This window comes from Nonomuraea sp. NPDC049695 (genome assembly GCF_040674955.1).
GTDB lineage: Bacteria > Actinomycetota > Actinomycetes > Streptosporangiales > Streptosporangiaceae > Nonomuraea > Nonomuraea helvata.
Genome location: NZ_JBFANV010000030.1, coordinates 21,041 through 43,512, shown reverse-complemented (window position 1 = coordinate 43,512; position 22,472 = coordinate 21,041). Strand labels below are relative to the sequence as shown.

Genomic DNA, 22,472 nt, shown 5'->3' with positions numbered 1-22,472 from the left:
CCTGACACCGTGTCACGGTCGGCGGAGCGGGGTGAAGGCCCAGGACATGCGCGGCTCGACCGCCCAGTGGAAGATCCGGCGGACCGGTGAGGTGCAGAGCAGCGTGGCGGCGGCCACGCCGAGCAGGATCGACAGCGGGACGCCCAGCTCGAACCGCTCGGCGACCTTGACCACGAAACCGTGGAGCAGGTACGCGTACATGGTGGCCGCGCCGAGCCCGCTGAACCACGTGCGCCGCGCCGGCGTCACCGCGAGGAACGCCGCCACCAGCACCGCCCCGGCCACCAGCAGCCCCAGCCGGACGGCCGTCCCGGTGAGGTCGTCCACGTGCAGCGCCGAGTTGGGCAGGCGCCACCTGATCCACTCCGTCGGCACCCGGTCGTGCACGAGCAGCGCCGCCGCCAGCCCCAGGCCGAGCACGCACGCCCCGGTCAGCCGCAGGTACGGCCTGCGCAGCCACGCGAAGTGCTCCGGCTTGAGCATCAGCCCCAGCACGTAGAAGGGCAGCAGGCCGAACGTCCGGTTCATGGCCAGCTCGTCGGGCAGCGCGCTCGTCCCGGTCAGCAGCGACAGCGCGACCGCGATCGCCAGCGGCCACCTGAGCTGCTGCCACACCGGCGTCGACAGCCGCCACAGGAAGAGCGAGAGCAGGAACCAGGTCAGGTAGTACGGGTCCAGCAGGCTCAGCTCGAACTTCCCGTACAGGATCAGCCGGGGCAGCGAGTACGCGAACTCGAAGATCAGGTACGGCACCGCCAGCGTCGAGATGAGCTTGCGCGCCTTCCCCGCCGAGAACGTGAACCGGCGCGACAGGTAGCCGCTCAGCACGATGAACAGCGGCATGTGGAAGACGTAGACGTAGAAGTAGAGCGCATGCGGGATGGCCGCGTCCCGCTGGTCCTCGATGAGGTGACCGCACACGACCAGCAGGATCGCCAGGTATTTGGCGTTGTCGAAGAACGGGTCCCTGGCGGTGACGGGCTCGGCGGTGACGGCTGCGCTGCTCACAGATCCCGCACCCTAGCCAGCGCCGCAGTAACCGCTGGGAAACGGGGAGTGAGGGGTTGCGGAAGGGTCGATGGCCGGGTGGCCGACTTGAGTCGTGGTCGGCTCGGCTGGTACGGTTCACAACATGCCGCTGATCAGTCGATTTTCGCGCTATGTGCAGGCTCCGGGTGGGGCCCAGGATCACATGCGCTGATCAACTGTTCATCCGGAGCCAAAGGCAGAGAGATTCGTCTCCTGCCTTTTCGTCATTTAGGCGGTCGGCTCCGGACCCTCGGGCATGGGCCGTATCGCCGCCCGAGCGCTAGAGAGCAGGCCCACCCCATGACTGTGACCAGGGATCTACGCATCACCTCGTTCGAAGCCCTGTCCGCACCCGCGGAGCTTCGCGCGGAGCTCCCGCTGGGAGAGGAGAAAGAGGAGTTCGTCGCGGCGAGCCGTCGTGCCGTCCGCGACATTCTCGCCGGTGACGACGATCGGCTGCTGCTCGTCATCGGACCGTGTTCGGTGCACGATCCCGAGGCGGCCCTCGACTACGCCCGCCGCCTCGCCGCGGCCACCCGCGGCATGGAGGACGCCCTGTGCGTGGTCATGCGCGTCTACTTCGAGAAGCCGCGGACGACCATCGGCTGGAAAGGGCTGATCAACGACCCGGACATCGACGGCGGCCATGACGTGCGACGAGGTCTGCACCTCGCCCGCACCGTGCTCCTCGACGTGCTCGGCACGGGACTGCCCGTCGGCTGCGAGTTCCTGGAGCCCACCAGCCCGCAGTACATCGCCGACGCCGTCACGTGGGGGGCGATCGGCGCGCGTACGCCCGAGAGCCAGGTCCACCGGCAGCTCACCTCCGGCCTGTCCATGCCCGTCGGCTTCAAGAACGCCACGGACGGCGACGTGCAGGTGGCGATCGACGGCGTGCACGCCGCCGCCCACCCGCAGGTCTTCTTCGGCATCGACGACGAGGGGCGGGCCGCGGTGGTGAGCACCAAGGGCAATCCGGACTGCCACATCATTCTCCGCGGCGGCCGTGGCGGACCCAATTACGACACGGACTCCGTGGGCGACGCCCTCGCGCTGCTGCGCAAGGCCCAGCGGCCGGAGCGTCTTATCGTGGACGCCAGCCACGGCAACAGCGGCAAGGACCACGTACGTCAGGCGGCCGTGGTCAGGGAGATCGCCGCCCGCATCGCGGAGGGCGAGGAAGGGATCGCCGGTCTGATGGTGGAGAGCTTCCTCGTCCCCGGCCGGCAGGAGCCCGGTCCCCGCGAGGGCCTGACGTACGGGCAGAGCATCACCGACGCCTGCGTCGGCTGGGACGAGACGGAGCGCCTGCTCGACGTCCTCGCGGCCGCCGCGCGCTCCCGCAGGGCGTCCAAGAGCTGAGCCACGCGGTGGTGGCGGCTCGGTCCGAGCCGCCACCATCGCGTCATCGCAGCAGGTCGCGGGCTACGGCGGAGGCCGAGGCCGTGTCCAGTCGCCCGTCGATCACGGCGGTGACGACCCGCCTCGTCAGCGTGCTCTCCAGCACCAGCGGCCGGTCCCACGCCAGCGCCTGGCCCACTCCCGGATAGTGCTCCACCCGTACGAACCACGGATCGTCGGCCGTCTGGGCGAAGACCAGCGTCCAGTCGCGGCCCTCGGGCGTGGTGCCCGCCATGGCCACCCACGGGGAACGGCTGCCGTGCACGGCCTGCTCGTCCCCGGGCAGGGTGACCCGGCCGGTGGAGGTTCCCGGCGCGCGCCAGAAGAACCCGCCGTAGCCCGCGCCCTCCCGGCCCTTGGTGGCCGAGCTGTGGATCTCCACGGGCGCGCCGGTGAGGTTCGTCAGCGTGAAGGAGAACTCCAGCGCCCACGCCCCGTCGATGGGCCGGGCGAGCACCGTACGCTCCTCGCGCGCCATCAGCCGCCCGCCGGGGCCCACCCACTCCAGCTGCTCGACGAAGCCGTCGTCGTCCAGCCGCGGGAACGCCAGGTGCCGCTGCACGCCGTGATCGTCCAGCCAGGTCGGCCCCTGGTCCTTGACGTAGGTGCGGCCGCCCCAGAAGTTCGCGCCGCCCAGGTCGGAGATCGCGACTCCCGCGCCGAGGTGGTGCACGTGGTCCTCGGGGCGCAGCTGGGTGACCTCCACGCCGCCGAGCGTGCGCACCGGGTGCAGGTAGGGCCGGGGCGAGTCGGTGACCGGCAGGTCGGGCCGCCACTCGTAGGAGGCCACCGCCGTGTCGGCGACGCGCAGCTCCACCGTCGTCCACGGCACGTCCAGCTCCGAGTACAGCGCCAGCTCCTCGGCGCTGCGCGCGGTCAGCTCGGCGACGCCCGGCAGGAACCGGTGCGTGACCTCGCCGGACCCGGGGTCCCGCTCGACGACCTGGTGCCGCTCCGGGATCGGCGACGGCTCGGGGGCCAGCCGGACCGCGTCCAGCACCTGCGTGAACGACTCCGTGACGGAGAGCGGCACCAGCAGGTCCGCGCCCGTGCGGAGGTGGTCGATGAGGTTCTCCAGCAGGTCCGTACGCTCGTACACGGTCGTCGTGACCGAGCCGTCCGGCAGCTCGACCTTGAGCTGGTCCTGCGTGTAGACGAGCGTGGCGCGGCCGGCGTCGCCGTGCACGATCAGGTACGGCTCGTTCCTGCCGGTCGCGCAGAGCGTCACCGCGATCGTGATCACGAGACCGCCGTCGAGCCGGATCCGCAGGCAGGACGTGTCGTCCGACTCGATCGGATTGGCGTGGTAGAGCTCGGTCTCGATCTCCGCGATCGGGCCGTCCACCAGGGCCAGGGCGGTCGCGACGGCGTGCGCGAACGGGTTCGTCAGCGCTCCGTCCACCACGTCCACGCCGTCGATCCGGCGCTTGCCAGCCCAGGCGGACCTGGTGAAGTATGCGGAGGGCCGCTCCCAGGCGCCCGCGCCGCCGATGCCGCGCACGCGCCCGATGGCGCCGTCGGCGATGAGCGAGCGGAGCGCCGGGATCGCCGCCGAGCCCAGCGACTGGAAGCCCACCTGGCAGGCGAGCCCCGTCTCCGCCACCGCCGCGGCGATCCGCGCGTGTTCGGAGGGGCTGGCGGCGGGCGGCTTCTCCAGCAGCACGTTCGACCCGGCACGCAGGGCGGTGACCGCGAGGTCGGCGTGCGTGTGAATAGGCGTGCAGATGACCGTGATGTCCGCGCCGGTCTTCGCGAGGAGCTCGCCCAGGTCGGGCGACTGCAGCGGCGAGGCGAAGTCCACCTCGGCGGGCCGCACGTCGCAGATCCCGGCCAGCTCGACCTGCCCCAGGTGGGTCAGCCTGCGCAGGTTGCCGAGATGATGCCGCCCGTGCCCGTGCGCGCCGGCGAGTACGACCTTCACCGGGCCGTTCACCGGGACCACCTCAGTCCCAGCCCCGCGTGCTCGCCCGCCCGCAGCACCCCGTCCGACACGTTCACCGGGTACGGCTCCTCCAGCAGCCCGAGCGCCGCGAACGACGCGTCCTCCACGTCCTCCGCCATGACCGGCAGCGGCAGGGCCAGCGCGAGCTGCCCGGACACGTCGCTCAGCAGGTGCGGATAGACCGGCACGTCGTACGTCCTGGCCAGCTCCACGATCCGCAGGAACGGCGTGATCCCGCCGACCCGCACCACGTTCGGCTGGACGACGTCGCACGCGCCCGCGGCCAGCAGGTCGCGGAAGCCGTACGTGGTGTAGACGTTCTCGCCGACCGCCACCGGCACGTCGATGGAGCGTCGCAGCTCCACGTGCGCGGCCACGTCGTCGGCGGGCAGCGGCTCCTCGATCCAGTGCAGCCCGAACTCCCGCAGCGCGGAAATGGCCCGCCTGGCCCGGTGCAGGTCCCACCGCTGGTTCGCGTCGATCATCAGCAGCCGGTCGGGCCCGATCACCTCGCGGACGGCGGCCACCCGGGCCACGTCCTCCGCCAGGTCGGGACGGCCCACCTTGATCTTGACGCCCCGGTACCCGGCCGCCACCCAGCGCCGGACCTGCGCCACCAGCTCCTCCAGCGAGTAGTGCAGGTTGACGCCGCTGCCGTAGACGGGCACCTCGTCCCGCCGCCGCCCCAGCACGTCGGCCAGGCCGCGCTCGCCGCAGCGCAGGTCCCACAGCGCCAGGTCGATCCCGGCCAGCGCGATCGTGGTGATCCCGCCGGGCCCCGCCTCGCGCAGGTGCCGCCAGAGCCGGTCCCACACCACCTCGGGGTGCGCGGGCAGCCCGATCAGCGCCTCACGCAGGTCGTGGTCGAGCAGCGCCTGTACGGCGTGCGCCCCGATCTGCGGCGTCCACGAGAACCCCGTCCCGGTCCGCCCGTCCTTCAGCGTGACCTCGCACACGACCACGTGGTTGGCGGGCACGTCGGCGCCCCAGGGTCGCGGCAGCGGGACCGTCCGCAGCGAGGTACGCAGGTCGGCGATCGTCATGACGCCGCCAGCTCCAGCCCCGTCTTGATCAGCTGCTCCAGCTCCGCCAGGTGCTCCTCGGTCGGCTCGACCAGCGGCGGGCGGACGGCGCCCACGTCCAGGCCGCGCAGCCGTACCCCGGCCTTGACCAGGGCGACCGGGTAGCCGGGGACCTTGCCGCGCAGGCGTACGAGCGGGGCGTAGAACCCGGTGAGCAGCCGCTCGTCACCGTTCAGATAGGCGAGCGCGATCTCCGGCGCGAACGCGAAGACCGCGCTCGAGTACAGCTGCACGCCGATGCCCCGGTAGGCGGGCATGGTCAGCTCGGCCGTCGGCAGCCCGTTGAAGAACAGGAAGTCCGGGTACGCCTCCCGCACCGCCAGCACGGTCCGCTGCATCCTGTCGATGTCGCCCACGCCGTCCTTGAGCCCGATCACCCCGGGGATCCCGGCCAGCTCGACCACGGCCTCCGGCTCCAGCACCACCGAGCCCCGCTGGTAGACGATCACCGGCAGCTCCGCGGCCACCGCCGCCACGTAGGCGGCGAAGCCGTGCCCGGGACCCTGCGCCAGGTACGGCGGCATGAGCAGCAGTCCGTCGGCGCCCGCCTCGCGCGCGGCCCGCGCCTGGTTGAGCGCCGTGCCGAGCGGGCCGCCCGCGCCCGCGAACACCGGCACCCGCCCGCCCACGACCTCGGCCGCCACCCGCACCGCCCGCGCGTGCTCGGCCTCCGACAGCGCGGAGAACTCGCCGGTGCCGCACGCCACGAACACGCCGCCGGGACCGTGCTCCATGCCCTGCCGGATGTGCTCGGCCAGCACCTCCTCGGCGAGCCCGCCGTCGGCGTCGAAGGGGGTCACGGGGAAGAACAGCACACCGCTCAGATTCATGCAGATTCCTTCAGTTCAGTGCGCCAGCTCCGCTTGGCCTGCCAGCCGAGCAGGCGCTGTGCCTTGGTCGTCGAGAAAGCGGGGGAGGTGCCGGTGAGTCCGGCCGCGAACGGCTCGGTGCCGGGCACGACCTGGGGCAGCAGGTCGGCGAGCGGCTTCCTGGCCAGCGCGTCCGCGGCGCCGGCGAAGAACACCTCGCCGTTCGGCAGCTCGGGCAGCGCCTCGGCCAGCACGGCGATCAGCTCGGCGGCGTCGCGGGAGTCGATGTAGTTGAACAGCGAGACACCGCCCAGCTCGGGCCGGTCCAGCCGCTCCTTCACGGTGTGCCCCGACTGCGTGGGCGCGCCGGCCCACTCCTCGGGCGGGATGACGAAGCACGGCCGCACCGCGGCCATCCGGGTGGTCCCGGCGAGCGCGAACGCCTTCATGGTCTGCTCGGCGACGACCTTGGACAGGTTGTACGCGTTCCACGGGCGTACCGGGTGCTCTTCGTCGATCGGCAGGTAGGTGGGGGCCCAGCCGCCCGGGGCGCCGTACCCGATGACCGTCGGGCTGCTGGCCACCACCACGCCGCGCACGCCCAGCGCCACGGACGCCTCGCAGACGTTGAACGCGAGCTGCGTGTTCACCTTGTAGATCACGGATTCCGGGTAGCTGAACGGCGTCGCGATGGCGGCCAGGTGGATCACGGACTCGGGCCGGAACCTGGCGATCGCCTCGAACGCCTCGCCCGTGTCCGTGAGGTCGGCCGGTAAGACGGCCGCGGCCTCGGACGGCGTGCCGGGTGCCCGGTCCACGCCGATGACCTCGTGTCCGGCCGCCGCCAGCGTGCTGACCACGCTGCGGCCCAGACGTCCTGCGCTTCCGGTGACGAGGACTCTGCTCACCGTGGGGGGCTCCTTCAAGACTGCAAACAGTTGCACTAAACCTTTGTGTCACCGAGGCCGAGGCGTCAAGTGGTGATTTCGTAGCCCCGGCTGGAGCAGGGTTTTCCCGCTGCAATCGCTCGGCAAGCGCTTTCATGGTACTCAGGGATTCTGCAAGCGGTTGCGTTAGGGTGTGCGACTGTGACAGTGACGATTCGTGATGTGGCCCGGGCCTCCGGGGTGCATGTATCGACCGTGTCGCGGACGTTCTCCGCGCCGCACATGGTGAACGCGGCCACCCGCACCAGGGTGCTGACGGTGGCCGAGGAGCTGGGATACCGCCCCAACCGGGCGGCCAGGGCGCTCACGACCGGCCGCACCCACAACCTCGGCCTGATCGTGGCCGACATCGCCAACCCGTTCTTCCCTCCGCTGATCAAGGCAGCTCACGCGGCGGCCAGGCAGCGCGACTACCACCTGTTCGTGGCCGACACCGACGAGGAGCCGGCCGCCGAGGAGGAGTTGGTGCAGGCGTTCTCCAAGCAGGTGGACGGCCTGGTGCTCTGCAGCCCCAGGGCGTCCAACAAGGTGCTCGAACGGCTGGCCGAGCGGGTGCCGTTCGTGGTGATCAACCGGCGGTTGCGCGGCGCCGCCACGGTGCTGATGGACGTCGGCAACGGCGCCAGGCTGGCGGTCGAGCACCTGACCGGGCTCGGGCACCGCCGCGTGGCGCTGGTGTCGGGGCCGGCCGGCTCGTGGACGAGCTCGGAGATCCGTACGGCCGCCGAACAGGTGCACGGTGTCGAGCTGGTCGTCATCGGCCCCAACGCGCCCACCGCGCGGGGCGGGTTCGCCGCCGCGGCTCAGGTGCGGGACTCGGGGGCCACCGGCGTGCTCGCCTACAACGACCTGGTGGCGATCGGGCTCATCGAGGGCCTCGGTGAGCTCGGGCTGGGCGTGCCGGAGGACGTCAGCGTGGTGGGGATCGACGACATCGTCTCCGGCCGGCTGAACCGCCCCAAGCTCACCACGGTCGCCATGCCGACCGCCGCGGCGGGCAGGCTCGCGGTGGACCTCCTCATCCAGGAGGTCACGGCCACCACCTCGCTGGAGACGCGCCTGGTCATCAGGGACTCCACCGCGCCACCACGATAGCCCCTGCTGCAACCGGTTGTACTAACCACGCACCGAATTCATCTGACTTCTCCGGCCGACACGCTCTCTAGCTGGGGAAACGCGGTAGCGATATATCGGTAACGGCTATGTAACGCCTGCAAAGGGTTGACGTAACTTTCACGCCAGCTATAGGAAAGCGCTATCCATTCACATCTCGCCGGAAGGTCCGTGAATGACGAATGAGTTCCGTCATGGCTGACTCGGTGGCGGTGACCCGCTCGCTACGTTCCCGCCGCGAGGCCAGGGCCGCCTACTTGTTCCTGGCGCCCTGGTTCGTCGGCCTGCTCGTCATCACGATCGGCCCGATCTTCGCCTCGCTCTACCTGTCCTTCACCGACTACAGCCTCCTCAAGGAAGCCAAGTGGGTCGGGCTCGACAACTACGTCAAGATGTTCACCCAGGACGAGAGATTCCTCGCCTCGCTGAAGGTCACCACGGTCTACGTGGTCGTGTCGGTCCCGCTGCAGTTGGCCTTCGCTCTGGGGCTGGCCCTGGTGCTCGACCGGGGGCTACGCGGGCTGTCGTTCTACCGCTCGATCTTCTACCTGCCCTCGCTGCTGGGTGGCAGCGTCGCGATCGCGATCCTCTGGCGCAAGGTCTTCGGCGCCGACGGTCTGGTCAACGCGGTGCTGTCGATCTTCGGGATCCAGGGCCCAGGCTGGGTCGGCGACCCGGACACCGCGCTCGGGACGCTGATACTCCTGCACGTGTGGACGTTCGGCGCCCCGATGATCATCTTCCTCGCCGGGTTGCGCCAGATCCCCGCCAGCTACTACGAGGCGGCGGCCGTGGACGGCGCCGGAACGCTCCGACAGTTCCGCTCGATCACGCTGCCGCTGCTGACGCCGATCATCTTCTTCAACCTCGTGCTCGAGGTCATCAAGTCGTTCCAGTCGTTCACGCAGGCGTTCATCGTGAGCAACGGCAAGGGCGGCCCGGCCGACTCCACCCTCTTCTACACGCTCTACCTCTATCTGAAGGGGTTCAAGAGCTACGACATGGGCTACGCGGCGGCGATGGCGTGGGTCCTGCTGCTCATCATCGCCGCCCTGACCGGAGTGAACTTCCTCGCGTCTAAGTATTGGGTCTTCTATGGCGACACCAAGTAGGCCGGTCCCGGTGCTGTTCCGCCCCCTCAGGGGCGGGCCGGTGGTCAAGCACATCCTGCTGATCGGCTTCGGCCTGGTCATGCTCTACCCGCTGCTCTGGATGATCTCCAGCTCGCTCAAGCCGGAGGAGCTGATCTTCCGTGAGCCGGGGCTGTGGCCCAGTGAGGTCACCTTCAAGAACTACAGCGAGGGCTGGAACGCGCTGAAGCACCCCTTCGGCTACTACCTGTGGAACTCCGCGGTGGTCACGGCGCTGTCGGTGGTGGCCAACCTGGTGGCCTGCTCGCTGGCGGCCTACGCCTTCGCCCGGCTGAACTTCCCGCTGAAGAAGCTCTGGTTCGCCATCATGCTGGGCACGATCATGCTGCCGCACCACGTGGTGATCGTGCCGCAGTACATCATGTTCTCGAAGCTCGACCTGATCAACACCATCTGGCCGCTGGTGATGCCGAAGGTGCTGGCGACGGACGCGTTCTTCGTCTTCCTTATGGTGCAGTTCATCCGTACGCTGCCCAGGGAGTTGGACGAAGCGGCCGAGATCGACGGAGCGGGCTATTGGCGCATCTTTATCAGAGTGGTCATGCCGCTCTGCCTGCCCGCGCTGGCCACGACCGCGATCTTCACGTTCATCTGGACGTGGAACGACTTCCTCAGCCAGCTCCTTTACCTCAACAATCCGGACAACTTCACTGTCCCGGTCGCGCTACGCACCTTCCTGGACGCCAGCAGCGACTCGCAATGGGGACCCATGTTCGCCATGTCGATCATCGCGCTCGGTCCTATCTTCGGCTTTTTCCTGGCCGGTCAGAAATACCTGATCCGTGGTGTGGCCACCACGGGACTGAAGTAGTTCCTCCACCCCCCAACAAGAAGACCCATAGGAGGTAGAGCCGTGAGCTCTGGCAAGAAGATGTGGTCGGCGGCCCTGCTGGCCACTGCCGTGCTGGCGGTCACCGCGGCCTGCGGCAGCGGCAGCGGCGGCGAAAGCGCTGATGGCAAGATCAAGCTGCGCTTCTCCTATTGGGGCAGCGCGGCACGACAGCAGATGACCGAAGCGGCGATCAAGAAGTTCGAGGCGAAGAACCCGAACATCGACGTCGAGGGCGAGTTCTCCGACTTCGCGGCCTACTACGAGTCGCTGTCCACCAAGGTCGCGGCCAACGACGCGCCCGACGTCATGACCCTCGAGATCCGCGGTCTGCGCGAGTACGCCGACCGCGGCACGCTGGCCGACCTGGCCAGCAAGGTGAACACCGCCGACATCGACGCCAAGGTGCTGACCACCGGCGCCATCGACGGCAAGCAGTACGCCATCCCCACCGGCGTCAACGCCTTCTCCCTGGTCGTCAGCCCGGCCGAGGTGGAGGCCGCGGGACAGAAGATCCCGGACGACACCAAGTGGACCTGGGACGACTACGTCACCCTGGCGTCGAAGATCACCGAGAAGAGCGGCGGCAAGATCTACGGCACGCAGCAGAGCTTCAACCCGGCCTACCTCCAGATCTTCGCCGCGCAGAAGGGCGAGCCCTTCTACAACGGCAACAAGGTCGGCGTCTCTCCCGAGACGATCAAGGCCTGGTGGGCCACCGCCCAGAACCTGATCAAGACCAAGGGTTCGCCTGACGCCGCCAAGACCGCCGAGATCGGCGCCCAGAGCGTGGACCAGTCGCTGCTGGCCACCGGCACCGGCGGGATGGGCATGTGGTGGAGCAACCAGCTCGGCGGCATCGCCAAGAAGTCGGGCAAGGACGTGGACCTGCTGCGGATGCCGAAGCTGCCTGGGGCCACCACCGGGGGCATGTTCCTGCAGCCGGCGATGTTCTACACCGCCTCGTCGAAGTCCGAGCACGCGGCCGAGGCCGCCAAGTTCATCGACTTCATGATCAACGACCCCGAGGTGGGCGGGATCATCCTCAGCGACCGCGGCCTGCCGGCCAGCTCCAAGGTGCTGGCGGCGGTCAAGGACAAGCTGCCTCCCACGGACAAGAAGACGCTGGACTTCCTCGACAAGGTCAAGGGTGAGCTGGCCGACCCGCCGGCCGCTCCGCCGAAGGGCGCCAGCGCCATGGAAGACATCCTCACGCGGTACTCGGAGGAGGTCCTGTTCGGCAGGATGACCCCCGACGACGCGGCGCAGAAGTTCATCACCGAGGCCAACGCCTCGATCGCAGGCTAGAAGGAGAGAAATGAAGTACGCGTTCGTCGGGCTCGGGCACCGCGCGCAGATGTACGTCGACGCGCTGCTCGGGGAGTGGCGCGACGCCGGCACCATCGTCGCCCTGTGCGACACGAACCGGACCCGCATGGACTACTACGTCGAGCGGATCGGTCACGAGGTGCCGCGCTTCACGCCAGCTGAGTTCGACAAGGTGCTCGAGCTCGCCGACGCGGTCATCGTCACCACCGTCGACGCCACCCACGCCAAGTACGTGTGCGCGGCGCTCGACGCGGGGCGGGACGTCATCGTGGAGAAGCCGCTCACCGTCGACGCCGAGGGCTGCGCGGCCATCGCGGAGGCGGCCGAGCGCAGCACCGGCAAGCTGATCGTCACCTTCAACTACCGGTACTCGCCGCGCAACTCGGCCGTGCGCCGCCTGCTGCAGGAGGGCGCGATCGGCCGGGTGACGTCCGTGCACTTCGAGTGGACGCTCGACACCATCCACGGCGCCGACTACTTCCGCCGCTGGCACCGCGAGCGGGTCAACTCGGGCGGGCTGCTGGTCCACAAGTCCACCCACCACTTCGACCTGGTCAACTGGTGGCTCGCCGCCGCCCCGCAGACCGTCTTCGCCCAGGCCGACCTGCGCTTCTACGGCTCGGAGAACGCTCGGGAGCGCGGCGTGACCGACCGTCCCACGCGCGGTCAGGGCGCCCCAGGCCTCGGTACGGACCCGTTCATCCTGGACATCTCCAAGGACGAGCGGCTCAAGCGGCTCTACCTGGACGCCGAGCACGAGGACGGCTACATCCGCGACCAGGACGTCTTCGGCGACGGGATCACCATCGACGACACCATGTCGGTGATGGTCCGCTACACCAACGGCGCCGTGCTCACCTACGCGCTCAACGCCTACGCCCCCTTCGAGGGCTACCGGGTGGCGTTCAACGGCACGGCCGGGCGGCTGGAGCTGGAGGTGGTCGAGCGGGCGTGGACCCCGCCGCACGCGGCCGTCGACCCGAGCGCCGCCTCCAAGCAGCACAAGGCCGACGCGTGGGAGAAGCTCACCCTGCACCGCCACTGGAGCGAGCCGGAGGAGGTCCCGATCGAGAGCGGGGCCGGCGGGCACGGCGGCGGCGACCGCCTGCTGCTGAACGACGTCTTCCGCGGGCCCGGCGACGACCCGCTGAAGCGGCAGGCCGGCTACCGCGACGGGATCCGCAGCGTGCTGACGGGCCACTCGGCCAACGTCTCGGCCGCCACCGGCGAGCCCGTGCACCTCGTGGACGAAGGCACGCGTGTTCGCTGAGCTGGCCGGCATCACCGCCGCTCAGTTCGGGGTCTACCCGTCTCTCCCTGGGCCCGAGCTGCGTTCGGCCGCGCGTGCCGCCCTAGGGGTGCTCGACCTGTCCGCCCAGGACGTGCGGGTCGAGCGCTCCTGGACGGACGGCGACCTCGCCGGGGAGGAGCTCTCCTGGTCGGTGGGGTTCGGGCCGCGTACCCACGCGTACCTGCTGCGCCCTCGGGACGCGGCCGGTCCGCTGCCCGGGGTGGTGGCGCTGCACTGCCACGGCGGGATGAAGTGGTTCGGCAAGGAGAAGATCGCCGACGGCCCCTCCGGCCCTCCCCCCGAGATCCAGAGTGTCCGCGACCGGCTCTACGGCGGCCGCGCGTACGCGAACGAGCTGGCCGGGCGCGGCTTCGCGGTGCTGGTCCCCGACGTGCTCACCTGGGGCAGCCGCCGCTTCCCGCTCGGCGTGGACGAGCCGGGCCCTTACGACGCGGCGGCCAAGGAGCACGAGCACGTGGTCGCCAAGCACTGCGCCGCGCTCGGCACGTCCTTCGCGGGCGTGACGGCGGGCGAGGACCTGGCAGCGGCGGCCTACCTCCGGTCGAGGCCCGACGTGGGCCCCGTCGGGTGCGTCGGGCTCTCGGGAGGCGGCCTGCGGGCCGCGCTCCTGGGCGCGTTCGACCCGGACATCCGGGCCGTGGTCGTCGCCGCGATGGTCTCGTCCTTCCGCGACATGCTCGACGGGTACGTCGAGAAGCACACGTGGATGCTCTGGCCGTCGGAGCTGCCGCGCCTCGGCGACTGGCCCGACCTGGTGGCCGCCCGCGCGCCCGAGCCGCTCATGGTGCAGTACGCCCTGCGCGACCGGCTGTTCCCCGAGCCGGGCATGCGCCGGGCGCACGCCATGATCGAGGAGCGCTACCGGGAGGCTCCCGACGCCTACGAGGCGGTGTGGGCCGACGTGCCGCACAGCTTCGACGTGCCCATGCAGGAGCGGGCCTTCGACTGGCTGGCCCGTCACCTGAAGGACTAGGAGACGGCCGCCGCCCGGTCCTGCCCCGGGCGGCGGCGCTCCTGTTAATTACCCGACTTCCACGTGGCGATCAGCTTGTCGTAGTCGAGTGTCTCGGGCTTGCCGCGCTCGTCGGCCAGCTTCGGCGCGGGCGCGCCCGGCTGGTCGAACCAGTACTGGGCGGGGCGCTCGGGGTTCAGCTTCGGCGCGCAGTTGCCGCCGTAACCGCGCCGCTCCAGCCGGGCCAGGATCTCGTCCTGCTGCTTGGCCAGGTTGTCCATGGACTGCTGGGCCGTCGTCTCGCCGGTCACCGCGGTGGCCACGTTCTGCCACCAGAGCTGGGCGAGCTTGGGATAGTCGGGCACGTTGGTCCCGGTCGGGGTCCACTGCTTGCGGGCCGGCGAGGCGTAGAACTCGATGAGCCCGCCGTACTTCTTGGAGTTGTCCGAGAAGTAGTCGCTCCTGATGTCGGAGTCGCGGATGAACGTCAGACCCTTGATCGACTTCTTCAGCGACACCGACTTCGAGGTGACGAACTGCGCGTACAGCCAGGCCGCCGCCCTGCGGTCCTGCGGCGTGTTCCGCAGCAGGGTCCACGAGCCGGCGTCCTGGTAGCCGAGCTTGTTGCCCTGCTTCCAGTACGCGCCGTGCGGGCTCGGCGCGATGCGCCACTTGGGCGTGCCGTCGCTGTTGACGACCGGCAGCCCCGGCTTGGTCATGTCGGCCGTGAACGAGGTGTACCAGAAGATCTGCTGGGCGATGTTGCCCTGCGCCGGCACCGGGCCCGCCTCGCTGAAGTTCATGCCCGCGGCCTCCCTCGGGGCGTACTTCTTGAGCCAGTCCACGTACTTCTGGAGCGCGTAGACCGACGCGGGGCCGTTGACGTCGCCGCCGCGGGTGACCGACGAACCGACCGGGCGGCAGTTCTCGACCCTGATGCCCCATTCGTCCACCGGCAGGCCGTTGGGGATGCCGGGGTCGCCGTTGCCCGCCATGGACAGCCAGGCGTCGGTGAAGCGCCAGCCCAGCGACGGGTCCTTCCTGCCGTAGTCCATGTGGCCGTAGACCTTCTTGCCGTCCATGGTCCCGTTGCCGTTGACCTTGTTGGTGAAGAAGTCGGCGATGTCCTCGTACGCCGCCCAGTTGACCGGGACGCCCAGGTCGTACCCGTACGCGTCCTTGAACTGCTTCTTGATCTTCGGGTCGGTGAACCAGTCGTAGCGGAACCAGTACAGGTTCGCGAACTGCTGGTCGGGGAGCTGGTAGATCTTCTTGTCCGGGCCGGTGGTGAAGCTGATGCCGATGAAGTCGTCCAGGTCGAGCGTGGGGGAGGTGACGTTCTTGCCCTCGCCCGCCATGTAGTCGGACAGCGGGAAGACGTAGTTGCCGCGGGAGTGGGTGCCGATGAGGTCGGAGTCGTTGACGTACGCGTCGTAGATGTTCTGGTTGCCCTGGATCTGCGTCTGGAGCTTCTCGATGACGTCACCCTCCTGGATCAGGTCATGCTTGATCTTGATCCCGGTGATCTCGGTGAACGCCTTGGCCAGTGTCTGGGACTCGTACTCGTGGGTGGTGATCGTCTCGGAGACCACGTTGATCTGCATGCCCCGGTAGGGCGCCGCGGCCTTGATGAACCAGTCCATCTCCGCCAACTGCTGGTCCTTGGACAGGGTGCTCGGCGTGAACTCCTCCGTCACCCACCGCTGCGCCGCGGCCTTGCCGTCGGACTCCTTGAAATCGCTCGTGGGCTTCTTCGCGCCCTGCGTGCAGCCGGCCACTATCAGGACGAGCGCGGCCAGACCTACCGCCGCGGACGTGCCTGCCCGATGCCTCATCGCTTGGCTCCTCCTCTGTTAGCCCCATATCCCGATCACGACCGCCACCAGCAGCGCGCAGCCGAGCGCGAGCCACATGGACAGGTCGGTGACAGCTATCCAGCCCGCCAGCACGACGGCGGCGCTGATCAGGCCGATGTAGAGCCGGTCGCCGCGATCGGTCTCGATGCGCAGGAAACCCCGCCTGGCCACGGGAGGGGAGACGCGTGCCCAGACCGCCATCACGACCAGCAGCAGGGCCACACCGGCGAAGACGAGGGCCGTGGGGACGGTCCAGACCATCCACTCGAGCATCCCTAGACCCTCCCCATGGTGAAGCCCTTGGCGATGTAGTTGCGGACGAACCAGATGACGATCGCGCCCGGGACGATGGTGAGCACACCCGCCGTGGCCAGCAGGCCCCAGTCCACCCCGGCCGCGCTCACGGTCCTGGTCATGGTGGCGGCGATCGGCTTGGCGTTCACCGAGGTGATGGTTCTGGCGATCAGCAGCTCGACCCAGCTGAACATGAAGCAGAAGAAGAGCGTGACGCCGATCGCAGAGCGGATCATCGGCAAAAATATGCGGATGAAGAAACGCGGCAGCGAATAGCCGTCGATCGCGGCCGTCTCGTCGATTTCCCGGGGGATTCCCGACATGAACCCCTCGAGTATCCACACGGCCAGCGGGACGTTGAAGAGCATGTGCGCTATGGCGACGCCGAGGTGCGTGTCGAAGAGCCCGACGCTCTGGTAAATCTGGAAAAACGGCAGCAGGAACACCGCCGGCGGCGCCATGCGGTTGGTCAGCAGCCAGAAGAACAGGTGCTTGTCCCCGGCGAAACGGAACCGCGAGAACGCGTACGCCGCCGGCAGCGCCACGACGAGCGACATCACGGCGTTCATCGAGGTGTAGACGATGGAGTTCAGATAGCTCGAATACCAGGAGGAGTCGGAGAAGAAAGTCGCGTAGTTGTCGAACGTCACGCGCTGCGGAATGAGGGAGAAGCTGCCGAGGATGTCCTCGTTCGGCCGGATCGACATGAGGAACATCCACAGCACCGGCAGCATCAGCGTCGCCACGTACAGCCAGAAGACCGTACGCGCCCAGGGCAGCCGCCGCCCCGCGCTCCTGCTCAAAGCGGCCATCGGGTCACCTCCCCGACCTGGTCAGCACGGTGAAGAAGACGTAGCAGAGGATCTGCACGATCAGGAAGTAGAGCAGCGAGAACGCGCCCGCCGGGCCCAGGTCGAACTGCCCGACCGCGATCTTCGACAGCAGGATGCTGAGGAACGACGTCGCGTTCCCCGGCCCGCCGCCCGTCACCACGAACGGCTCGGTGTAGATCATGAAGCTGTCCATGAACCTGAGCAGGATCGCGATCGTCAGCACCCCGCGCAGCCTGGGCAGCTGGATGTGGCGGAACGTGGCCCACGCGGAGGCGCCGTCGATCTGCGCGGCCCGGAAGTACGGCTCGGGGATCGAGCGCAGTCCCGCGTACGCCAGCAGGACCACCAGCGGCGTCCAGTGCCAGACGTCCATGAGCAGGACCGTGACCCAGGCGTCCGTGGAGTCCAGCGTGTAGTTGAAGTTGACGCCCAGGACGTTGTTGATCGCCCAGCCGCCCAGGCCGATGTCGCCGCGGGCGAAGATCTGCCAGATCGTGCCCACGACGTTCCACGGGATGAGCAGCGGCAGCGCCACCAGCACCAGCGCCACCGACACCCACACGCCGCGGCGCGGCATGCACACCGCGATCGCCACTCCCAGGGGGATCTCCAGCAGCAGCACCTGGGCCGAGAAGAGCAGGGTGCGGACGAACGCCGAGCGCACCTCGGGATCGCGCGAGATCGACCGGAACCACTCCAGACCGACGAAGATGCGGTCGCTCGGGCTGAAGACGTCCTGGACGGAGAAGTTGACCACGGTCATGAGCGGGATCACGGCCGTGAACGCCACCGACACGACCACCGGCAGCACCAGCAGCCAGGCCCGGTTGCTCTTCCGCTTGAGGTCCGCCCGCGGCTCCTCCTGGACCTCGGTCACGTCGTGCCCCTTCCGTTCAGCGGCGCGAGCGAGCCGCACCTGACCTGGTCGCGGAACAGGAACGTGCGATCCGCGGGGAAGTGCAGGTACTCCGTCGACTCAGGCGCGTACGGCGAGCCCGCCTCGGTCTTGGCGGTCACGGTGTGCTCGCCGACCAGGGCGTGCACCAGGTCGTAGGCCCCCATGCGGTCGATCCCGGTCACTCTGGCCGCCACGCCCGGCGACCGGTGGGCGCCGGTGATCCGCACGAACTCGGGGCGCACCCCGATCCGGACCGGCCCCGGCGGCAGGTCGCCCTCGGCCAGGCCCACGTCCGACTCCCCGACGCGTACGACGCCGTCGGCGATCTCGGCGGGCAGCATGTTCATGCCAGGGGAGCCGATGAAGTGCCCCACGAACTCGTGCGCCGGCGACAGGAACAGCTCGGCCGGCTCGCCCGCCTGCACGATGGCCCCGTCGTTGACCACCACGACCTCGTCGGCGAACGTCAGCGCCTCGGTCTGGTCGTGCGTGACGTAGATCAGCGTGTGGCCCGTGTCGCGGTGGATCTCCTTGAGCTTGCTGCGCAGCGTCCACTTCAGCGCCGGGTCGACCACGGTGAGCGGCTCGTCCAGCAGCACCGCCGCCACCTGGGAGCGCACCAGGCCGCGGCCCAGGCTGACGATCTGCTGGCGGCCCGGGTCCAGGCGGCGTGACCTGCGGCGGAGCAGGTCCTCCAGGCCCAGGAGCCGGGCGACCTGGCGGACGCGCTCGTCGACCTCCTTCGACGGATATTTCCGGTTACGGAGGGGGAAGGCCAGGTTGTCGTATACCGACATCTCCTCGTACAGGACCGGGAACTGGAAGACCTGCGCGATGTTGCGGCCCGCGGTGGGCACGTCGGTGACGTCGCGGTCGTCGAAGAAGATCCGGCCCACCGTGGGGGTGATCAGGCCGGAGATGATGTTCAGGAGTGTGGTCTTGCCGCAGCCGCTCGGGCCCAGCAGCGCGTACGCCCTGGAGCTCTGCCAGGTCCAGGTCATCGGCTTGAGCGCCCACGTCCGGCCCCCGTCGTAGCTGTGGCCCACGCCTTCCAGCCGGATGTCAGCCATGCAGGTCGACCTCCGCGGCGCTGGTGGCGAGCAGGCGCCCGCCGTCCTCGTCGAAGACCAGGACGTGTGCCGGGTCCACGTACGCGACCGTGCTCTCTCCCGGGGTGAAGAGCTGGGCGCCCGGCAGGTGGGCGACCAGGTGGACCTGCCCCTGCAGGAGCAGGTGCAGGAACGTCGCGCTGCCCGTCACCTCGGCCAGCCTGATCTCGGCGGGCAGCTCCAGCGCGCCGGGACCGCCCCGTTCGATGCTCACCTGGTGGGGGCGTACGCCGAGCACGACGTTGTGCCCGGACGCGTGCGCGTGGGGTGCGGGGAAGGAGGTGCCGAGGCATTCGATCCTGCCGTCGCGTACGACGCCGGGCAGCAGGTTGAGCGGCGGGTCGCTGAGCGTCGCCGCGACGGCCAGCGTGGGCGGGTGGGCGTACATCTCGGCCACGTCGCCGACGTGCTGGACCCGGCCCTCGCCCAGGACCACGGTCGGCGCGGCGAACGTGAGCGCCTCGTTCGGGTCGGCGGTGGAGTAGAGGACGACGCCGGGGGAGCTCGCGAACATGCTCTTCAGGTCGGCGCGTAACTGCTCGCGGAGCTTGAAGTCGAGGTTGGCCAGGGGCTCGTCGAGCAGCAGCACGTCCACGGGACGGGCCAGCGCCCGGGCGATGGCGGTGCGCTGCTGCTGGCCTCCTGACAGCTCGGCGGGCCTGCGGCCGAGGAACGCCGCGATGCCCATGAGCTCGGCCACCTCGCGCACCCGCCGGTCGATCCCGTCACGGCGGAATCTCGGGTCGAGGCGGAGGGGAGAGGCGATGTTCTCGTAGACGGTCAGTGATGGGTAATTGATGAATTGCTGGTAGACGAAGGCGACCGAGCGTTTTCGTACCGAAATGGTAGTAACGTCTTCTCCGTCGACCAGGACGCGGCCCGAATCGGGGGGTAACAATCCGGCGACGACGCGCATCAATGTCGTCTTTCCGGCGGTCATCGGGCCGATCAGAGTGGTCATTCCGTTGGATAATTCCAGGCGAACGTCGTCAAGCCAGGTCTCCCCGCGCCGCCGTACGAAGACGCCATCGAGAATCAGCGTCACTGTGCCGGTCCTCTCTGCTCGCCTCCATCTAACATGATCTGCAACTGTGTGCAAAGAGGGTATGTGGGGTAGAAGTGAACAATGTGACGGCTGCGTTAATGACAACTCTTGTCAGTTTGTGAAGACCTTCGCCACCAGCTCGTGCAGCTGCTTCCGCTCCTCCGTCGTCAGCGGCGCCAGCGTCTCCCGCTCCACGCGCTCGATCACGGCCAGTGCGCGGTCCAGTACGTCGCGTCCCGCGGGTGTCAGCGAGATCCGGTAGCGCCGCCGGTCGGCCGGGTCGCGGTCGCGCTCCGCCAGCCCCTCGTCCATCAGCCCGTCCATCAGGCGCACCATGTCGCTCGGGTCGAGCCCGAGCCGGCCGCCCACCTCGCGCTGGGCGGCGGCCCCGAAGTCGGCCAGCGTGGCCAGTACGGCGAACTCCCACAGGGTCAGCCCGGTCTCGTCGGCCAGCCGGGCCCCGATGGTGCGGCGGCTGCCGACTCCGACCTTGTGCAGCACGAAGGTGGTGGTCGCGAGGAGGGTGGGTGGCAGGTCCATGCCAGGAAGTGTAGGTTGCTACCAATCATTGGTTGATACCCACTAATTCTCGAGGAGAATCCCGATGGACGTCCTCTACCCCCGCCTGCTGGTCCGCGACTTCCCGGCCTGTGCTGCGTTCTACCAGGCCGTGCTGCGTGAGCTGCTCGGCGTCGAGCCGGCGCGGTTCTTGCCCGGCTACGCCAGCTGGGACATCGAGGGCCAGACCGGGCTCTCCCTGTTCGGCCGGGGCATGATCGCGGAGGCCGTCGGCACCGCGGACCTGCCCCGGGCCGCTCAGAACCCGGTCCAGGACTCGGCAATGCTGGTCATGAAGGTGGACGACGTGGACAAGGCGGCCGACTGTCTTACCCGTCACGGCGCCACGGTCGCCGCCCCGCCCCAGGACCGTCCCGACTGGGGACCGACCCTGCGCACCGCGCACCTCCGTGACCCGGAGGGCAACCTCATCGAGGTGCAGTCATACTGAGCTCGGAACGGTCGGGGAGCTCGGTCGAGGTCGGCGCCGGCACACCGGGGCAGGTGGCGGTGACCTGTCCGGTCTCGAAGTAGCCGACCACCTTCGCCAGGCAGCCCGGCACCCTGAGCGCGGAGCCGTGCACGTCGTCGTCGACGGTCACCACGTGCCCGCCGACGGCCGCCCTCGTCTCGAGCGTCCACTCGTACGGTGACGGGCTCTCGTGCAGGTGCCCCGACAGCACCAGCGAGCCGCCGGGCCGCAGACGCGTGGTCTGCACGGGCAGCGGCCATCCGGCGCACGCCGGGAAGAACGCGGTGGCCTCGCCGGTCACCGGATAGCGCGCGAGGCGCTCGCGGTAGGCGTTCCAGGCCGAGTCGAACGTGCGCGCGCCCTGGTCCTCGTTGCAGAAGAACGCGACATTGGCCGTCTGGTTCTGCCGCTCGGGCACGCCGGCGGGTGTGGGCGGCGGCCGGTCACCGAAGAGCCTCTTGATCGTCGGAGGCGCGGTGGGGCCGGTGGCGCCCACCAGCTCCTTCAGCACCTGGGCGACCTCCGGCCAGCCGGGGCTCGGCTGGCCCGCCGCCTCCGCGATCATCGGGCCGGTCACGGTGAGGCCGATGTCCGTGAAGGTCACGGGCTTGGCGTCGTACGCCTTGCGCAGATCGGTCAGCGCCGACACCACCTGGGCCTTCGTCGTGCCGAACCCGTACACGTCGTCCCGGTCGGCGATCCACCTGGCCATCCGCTGGAAGTCGCGGTCGGTGGCCATCGCGCGTACCTCCGTGAAGACGTCCATCCTGGGCACGGGCAGCGCCACGCTGTCCAGCCACATGCGGTGCACCTTGGTGGGGAACAGGCTGCGCAGGACCGTGCCGAGCCAGGTGCCCCACGAGACGCCGAGGAAGCTGATCTTCGACTCGCCGAGCGCGGCGCGGACGCGGTCGATGTCGCGGGCCACGTTGGCGGTCGTCAGCTGGCCGATGAAGCCGGGGTCCGACTGGCCGCAGGCCCGGTTGTTCTCGACCGTCTGGTCGTAGACCTTCCTGGCCAGCTCCTCGCTGACGGGGCCCGTCGGCTCCGGCCCCGGCCTGCCGCCGGTGCACTTGGCCTTCGTGCTGTAGCCGACTCCGCGCGGGTCGAAGCCGATCAGGTCGTAGCGGGCGTTCAGCCTCGCGTCGGTCATGGCGAGCTCGATCGGCATCAGGTAGCCGCTGCCGCCCGGGCCCCCCGGGTTGACCGCCAGGCTGCCCAGGCGGTGTTCCTGGTCGGCGGCCCTGAGCCTGGTCAGGGCGATGGTGATCTGCTTTCCACCGGGGTCGGCGTAGTTCTGGGGGACGGTGAGCGTGCCGCACTCCGTCCTGCCGAACAGCTTCCTGAACTCGGGGAGCCGCTGGTCGTCGAGGCCCATCCAGCGCAGCACGTCGTCGGAGTAGGCCGGGCATTCCTGCCAGGCGATGGCGGGCCGCTCGGCGGCCGCGGCCGCGGGTGCGGGTGCGGCCAGCAGGCCGAGCGTGAGCAGAGTCCGTAAGATCATGCCCCTC

General features: G+C 69.3%; 21 protein-coding genes. 8 read left to right on the top strand and 13 right to left on the bottom strand.

Features of this window, described 5'->3' with window-relative positions; translation table 11 throughout:
* Positions 1-12: 12 nt before the first annotated feature.
* Positions 13-1,008: an acyltransferase family protein gene (locus AB0J64_RS25305; RefSeq protein ID WP_364031310.1), complete on the bottom strand. Its 996-nt coding sequence runs from the start codon at positions 1,006-1,008 to the stop codon at positions 13-15.
* Between the two features lie 321 nt (positions 1,009-1,329).
* On the opposite strand from AB0J64_RS25305, the gene AB0J64_RS25300 reads away from it, so the two are divergent.
* Entirely contained in the window at positions 1,330-2,391 is a 1,062-nt protein-coding gene (locus tag AB0J64_RS25300) for a 3-deoxy-7-phosphoheptulonate synthase (RefSeq protein ID WP_364031307.1), read from the top strand.
* Between the two features lie 43 nt (positions 2,392-2,434).
* Here the strand turns inward: AB0J64_RS25300 and AB0J64_RS25295 are convergent, their stop codons facing one another.
* From AB0J64_RS25295 to AB0J64_RS25280, 4 genes are read right to left on the bottom strand one after another with little or no spacing between them, the layout of a single operon-like run.
* Positions 2,435-4,363, bottom strand: a complete 1,929-nt coding sequence (locus AB0J64_RS25295; RefSeq protein WP_364031304.1) for a DUF6807 family protein — start codon at positions 4,361-4,363, stop codon at positions 2,435-2,437.
* Positions 4,360-5,415 carry a mandelate racemase/muconate lactonizing enzyme family protein gene (locus AB0J64_RS25290; RefSeq protein WP_364031301.1) on the bottom strand — a complete coding sequence of 352 codons (1,056 nt, stop codon included), beginning with the start codon at positions 5,413-5,415 and terminating at the stop codon, positions 4,360-4,362. Before AB0J64_RS25290 ends, AB0J64_RS25295 begins: the two co-directional genes overlap by 4 nt.
* The gene (locus tag AB0J64_RS25285) at positions 5,412-6,284 is read right to left on the bottom strand and encodes a 5-dehydro-4-deoxyglucarate dehydratase (RefSeq protein ID WP_364031298.1); all 873 of its coding nucleotides are present in this window, start codon (positions 6,282-6,284) and stop codon (positions 5,412-5,414) included. Before AB0J64_RS25285 ends, AB0J64_RS25290 begins: the two co-directional genes overlap by 4 nt.
* Positions 6,281-7,171 (bottom strand): NAD(P)-dependent oxidoreductase, encoded by an 891-nt coding sequence (locus AB0J64_RS25280; protein ID WP_364031295.1) that lies wholly within the window; start codon positions 7,169-7,171, stop codon positions 6,281-6,283. The genes AB0J64_RS25285 and AB0J64_RS25280 overlap by 4 nt, the downstream gene beginning before the upstream one ends.
* A 180-nt stretch (positions 7,172-7,351) precedes the next feature.
* Here AB0J64_RS25280 and AB0J64_RS25275 point away from each other — a divergent pair, with 180 nt between their 5' ends.
* From AB0J64_RS25275 to AB0J64_RS25250, 6 genes are all read left to right on the top strand, one after another.
* Positions 7,352-8,305 (top strand): LacI family DNA-binding transcriptional regulator, encoded by a 954-nt coding sequence (locus tag AB0J64_RS25275; protein WP_364031292.1) that lies wholly within the window; start codon positions 7,352-7,354, stop codon positions 8,303-8,305.
* Positions 8,306-8,517: 212 nt separating this feature from the next.
* Entirely contained in the window at positions 8,518-9,435 is a 918-nt protein-coding gene (locus tag AB0J64_RS25270) for a sugar ABC transporter permease (protein ID WP_364031289.1), read from the top strand.
* Positions 9,419-10,285, top strand: coding sequence for a carbohydrate ABC transporter permease (locus AB0J64_RS25265; protein WP_364031286.1), 867 nt, complete (start codon positions 9,419-9,421; stop codon positions 10,283-10,285). The genes AB0J64_RS25270 and AB0J64_RS25265 overlap by 17 nt, the downstream gene beginning before the upstream one ends.
* A 42-nt stretch (positions 10,286-10,327) precedes the next feature.
* A complete protein-coding gene (locus AB0J64_RS25260) occupies positions 10,328-11,611 on the top strand; it encodes an extracellular solute-binding protein (RefSeq protein ID WP_364031283.1) in 1,284 nt (427 codons plus the stop codon).
* Positions 11,612-11,621: 10 nt separating this feature from the next.
* Entirely contained in the window at positions 11,622-12,902 is a 1,281-nt protein-coding gene (locus AB0J64_RS25255) for a Gfo/Idh/MocA family oxidoreductase (RefSeq protein WP_364031280.1), read from the top strand.
* A complete protein-coding gene (locus AB0J64_RS25250) occupies positions 12,892-13,917 on the top strand; it encodes a hypothetical protein (protein ID WP_364031277.1) in 1,026 nt (341 codons plus the stop codon). The genes AB0J64_RS25255 and AB0J64_RS25250 overlap by 11 nt, the downstream gene beginning before the upstream one ends.
* Before the next feature lie 44 nt (positions 13,918-13,961).
* Here the strand turns inward: AB0J64_RS25250 and AB0J64_RS25245 are convergent, their stop codons facing one another.
* From AB0J64_RS25245 to AB0J64_RS25215, 7 genes are all read right to left on the bottom strand, one after another.
* A complete protein-coding gene (locus AB0J64_RS25245) occupies positions 13,962-15,731 on the bottom strand; it encodes an ABC transporter substrate-binding protein (RefSeq protein WP_364031274.1) in 1,770 nt (589 codons plus the stop codon).
* An 18-nt stretch (positions 15,732-15,749) separates the two neighbouring features.
* Entirely contained in the window at positions 15,750-16,025 is a 276-nt protein-coding gene (locus AB0J64_RS25240) for a DUF2160 family membrane protein (RefSeq protein WP_344987304.1), read from the bottom strand.
* Between the two features lie 2 nt (positions 16,026-16,027).
* The gene (locus AB0J64_RS25235) at positions 16,028-16,858 is read right to left on the bottom strand and encodes a carbohydrate ABC transporter permease (protein WP_364031271.1); all 831 of its coding nucleotides are present in this window, start codon (positions 16,856-16,858) and stop codon (positions 16,028-16,030) included.
* Positions 16,859-16,862: 4 nt separating this feature from the next.
* A complete protein-coding gene (locus tag AB0J64_RS25230; RefSeq protein ID WP_344987300.1) occupies positions 16,863-17,756 on the bottom strand; it encodes a sugar ABC transporter permease in 894 nt (297 codons plus the stop codon).
* Positions 17,753-18,847: an ABC transporter ATP-binding protein gene (locus AB0J64_RS25225; RefSeq protein ID WP_364031268.1), complete on the bottom strand. Its 1,095-nt coding sequence runs from the start codon at positions 18,845-18,847 to the stop codon at positions 17,753-17,755. The genes AB0J64_RS25230 and AB0J64_RS25225 overlap by 4 nt, the downstream gene beginning before the upstream one ends.
* Positions 18,840-19,931: an ABC transporter ATP-binding protein gene (locus tag AB0J64_RS25220; RefSeq protein WP_364031265.1), complete on the bottom strand. Its 1,092-nt coding sequence runs from the start codon at positions 19,929-19,931 to the stop codon at positions 18,840-18,842. Before AB0J64_RS25220 ends, AB0J64_RS25225 begins: the two co-directional genes overlap by 8 nt.
* A gap of 111 nt (positions 19,932-20,042) precedes the next feature.
* The gene (locus AB0J64_RS25215) at positions 20,043-20,471 is read right to left on the bottom strand and encodes a MarR family winged helix-turn-helix transcriptional regulator (protein ID WP_364031262.1); all 429 of its coding nucleotides are present in this window, start codon (positions 20,469-20,471) and stop codon (positions 20,043-20,045) included.
* 64 nt (positions 20,472-20,535) lie between these two features.
* Between AB0J64_RS25215 and AB0J64_RS25210 the strand changes: the two genes are divergently transcribed.
* The gene (locus tag AB0J64_RS25210) at positions 20,536-20,940 is read left to right on the top strand and encodes a VOC family protein (RefSeq protein WP_364031259.1); all 405 of its coding nucleotides are present in this window, start codon (positions 20,536-20,538) and stop codon (positions 20,938-20,940) included.
* Here AB0J64_RS25210 and AB0J64_RS25205 read toward each other — a convergent pair.
* On the bottom strand, positions 20,918-22,465 hold the full coding sequence (locus AB0J64_RS25205) for an alpha/beta fold hydrolase (RefSeq protein ID WP_364031256.1): 1,548 nt from the start codon (positions 22,463-22,465) through the stop codon (positions 20,918-20,920). The genes AB0J64_RS25210 and AB0J64_RS25205 overlap by 23 nt on opposite strands.
* Positions 22,466-22,472 lie beyond the last annotated feature (7 nt).

Excerpts from the sequence above, each read along its gene's own strand:
- AB0J64_RS25300 (WP_364031307.1), top strand. The coding sequence starts at position 1,330 with ATGACTGTGACCAGGGATCTACGCATCACCTCGTTCGAAGCCCTGTCC.
- AB0J64_RS25290 (WP_364031301.1), bottom strand. The coding sequence starts at position 5,415 with ATGACGATCGCCGACCTGCGTACCTCGCTGCGGACGGTCCCGCTGCCG.
- AB0J64_RS25285 (WP_364031298.1), bottom strand. The coding sequence starts at position 6,284 with ATGAATCTGAGCGGTGTGCTGTTCTTCCCCGTGACCCCCTTCGACGCC.
- AB0J64_RS25270 (WP_364031289.1), top strand. The coding sequence starts at position 8,518 with ATGGCTGACTCGGTGGCGGTGACCCGCTCGCTACGTTCCCGCCGCGAG.
- AB0J64_RS25265 (WP_364031286.1), top strand. The coding sequence starts at position 9,419 with ATGGCGACACCAAGTAGGCCGGTCCCGGTGCTGTTCCGCCCCCTCAGG.
- AB0J64_RS25255 (WP_364031280.1), top strand. The coding sequence starts at position 11,622 with ATGAAGTACGCGTTCGTCGGGCTCGGGCACCGCGCGCAGATGTACGTC.
- AB0J64_RS25245 (WP_364031274.1), bottom strand. The coding sequence starts at position 15,731 with ATGAGGCATCGGGCAGGCACGTCCGCGGCGGTAGGTCTGGCCGCGCTC.
- AB0J64_RS25240 (WP_344987304.1), bottom strand. The coding sequence starts at position 16,025 with ATGCTCGAGTGGATGGTCTGGACCGTCCCCACGGCCCTCGTCTTCGCC.
- AB0J64_RS25235 (WP_364031271.1), bottom strand. The coding sequence starts at position 16,858 with ATGGCCGCTTTGAGCAGGAGCGCGGGGCGGCGGCTGCCCTGGGCGCGT.
- AB0J64_RS25225 (WP_364031268.1), bottom strand. The coding sequence starts at position 18,847 with ATGGCTGACATCCGGCTGGAAGGCGTGGGCCACAGCTACGACGGGGGC.
- AB0J64_RS25215 (WP_364031262.1), bottom strand. The coding sequence starts at position 20,471 with ATGGACCTGCCACCCACCCTCCTCGCGACCACCACCTTCGTGCTGCAC.
- AB0J64_RS25210 (WP_364031259.1), top strand. The coding sequence starts at position 20,536 with ATGGACGTCCTCTACCCCCGCCTGCTGGTCCGCGACTTCCCGGCCTGT.
- AB0J64_RS25205 (WP_364031256.1), bottom strand. The coding sequence starts at position 22,465 with ATGATCTTACGGACTCTGCTCACGCTCGGCCTGCTGGCCGCACCCGCA.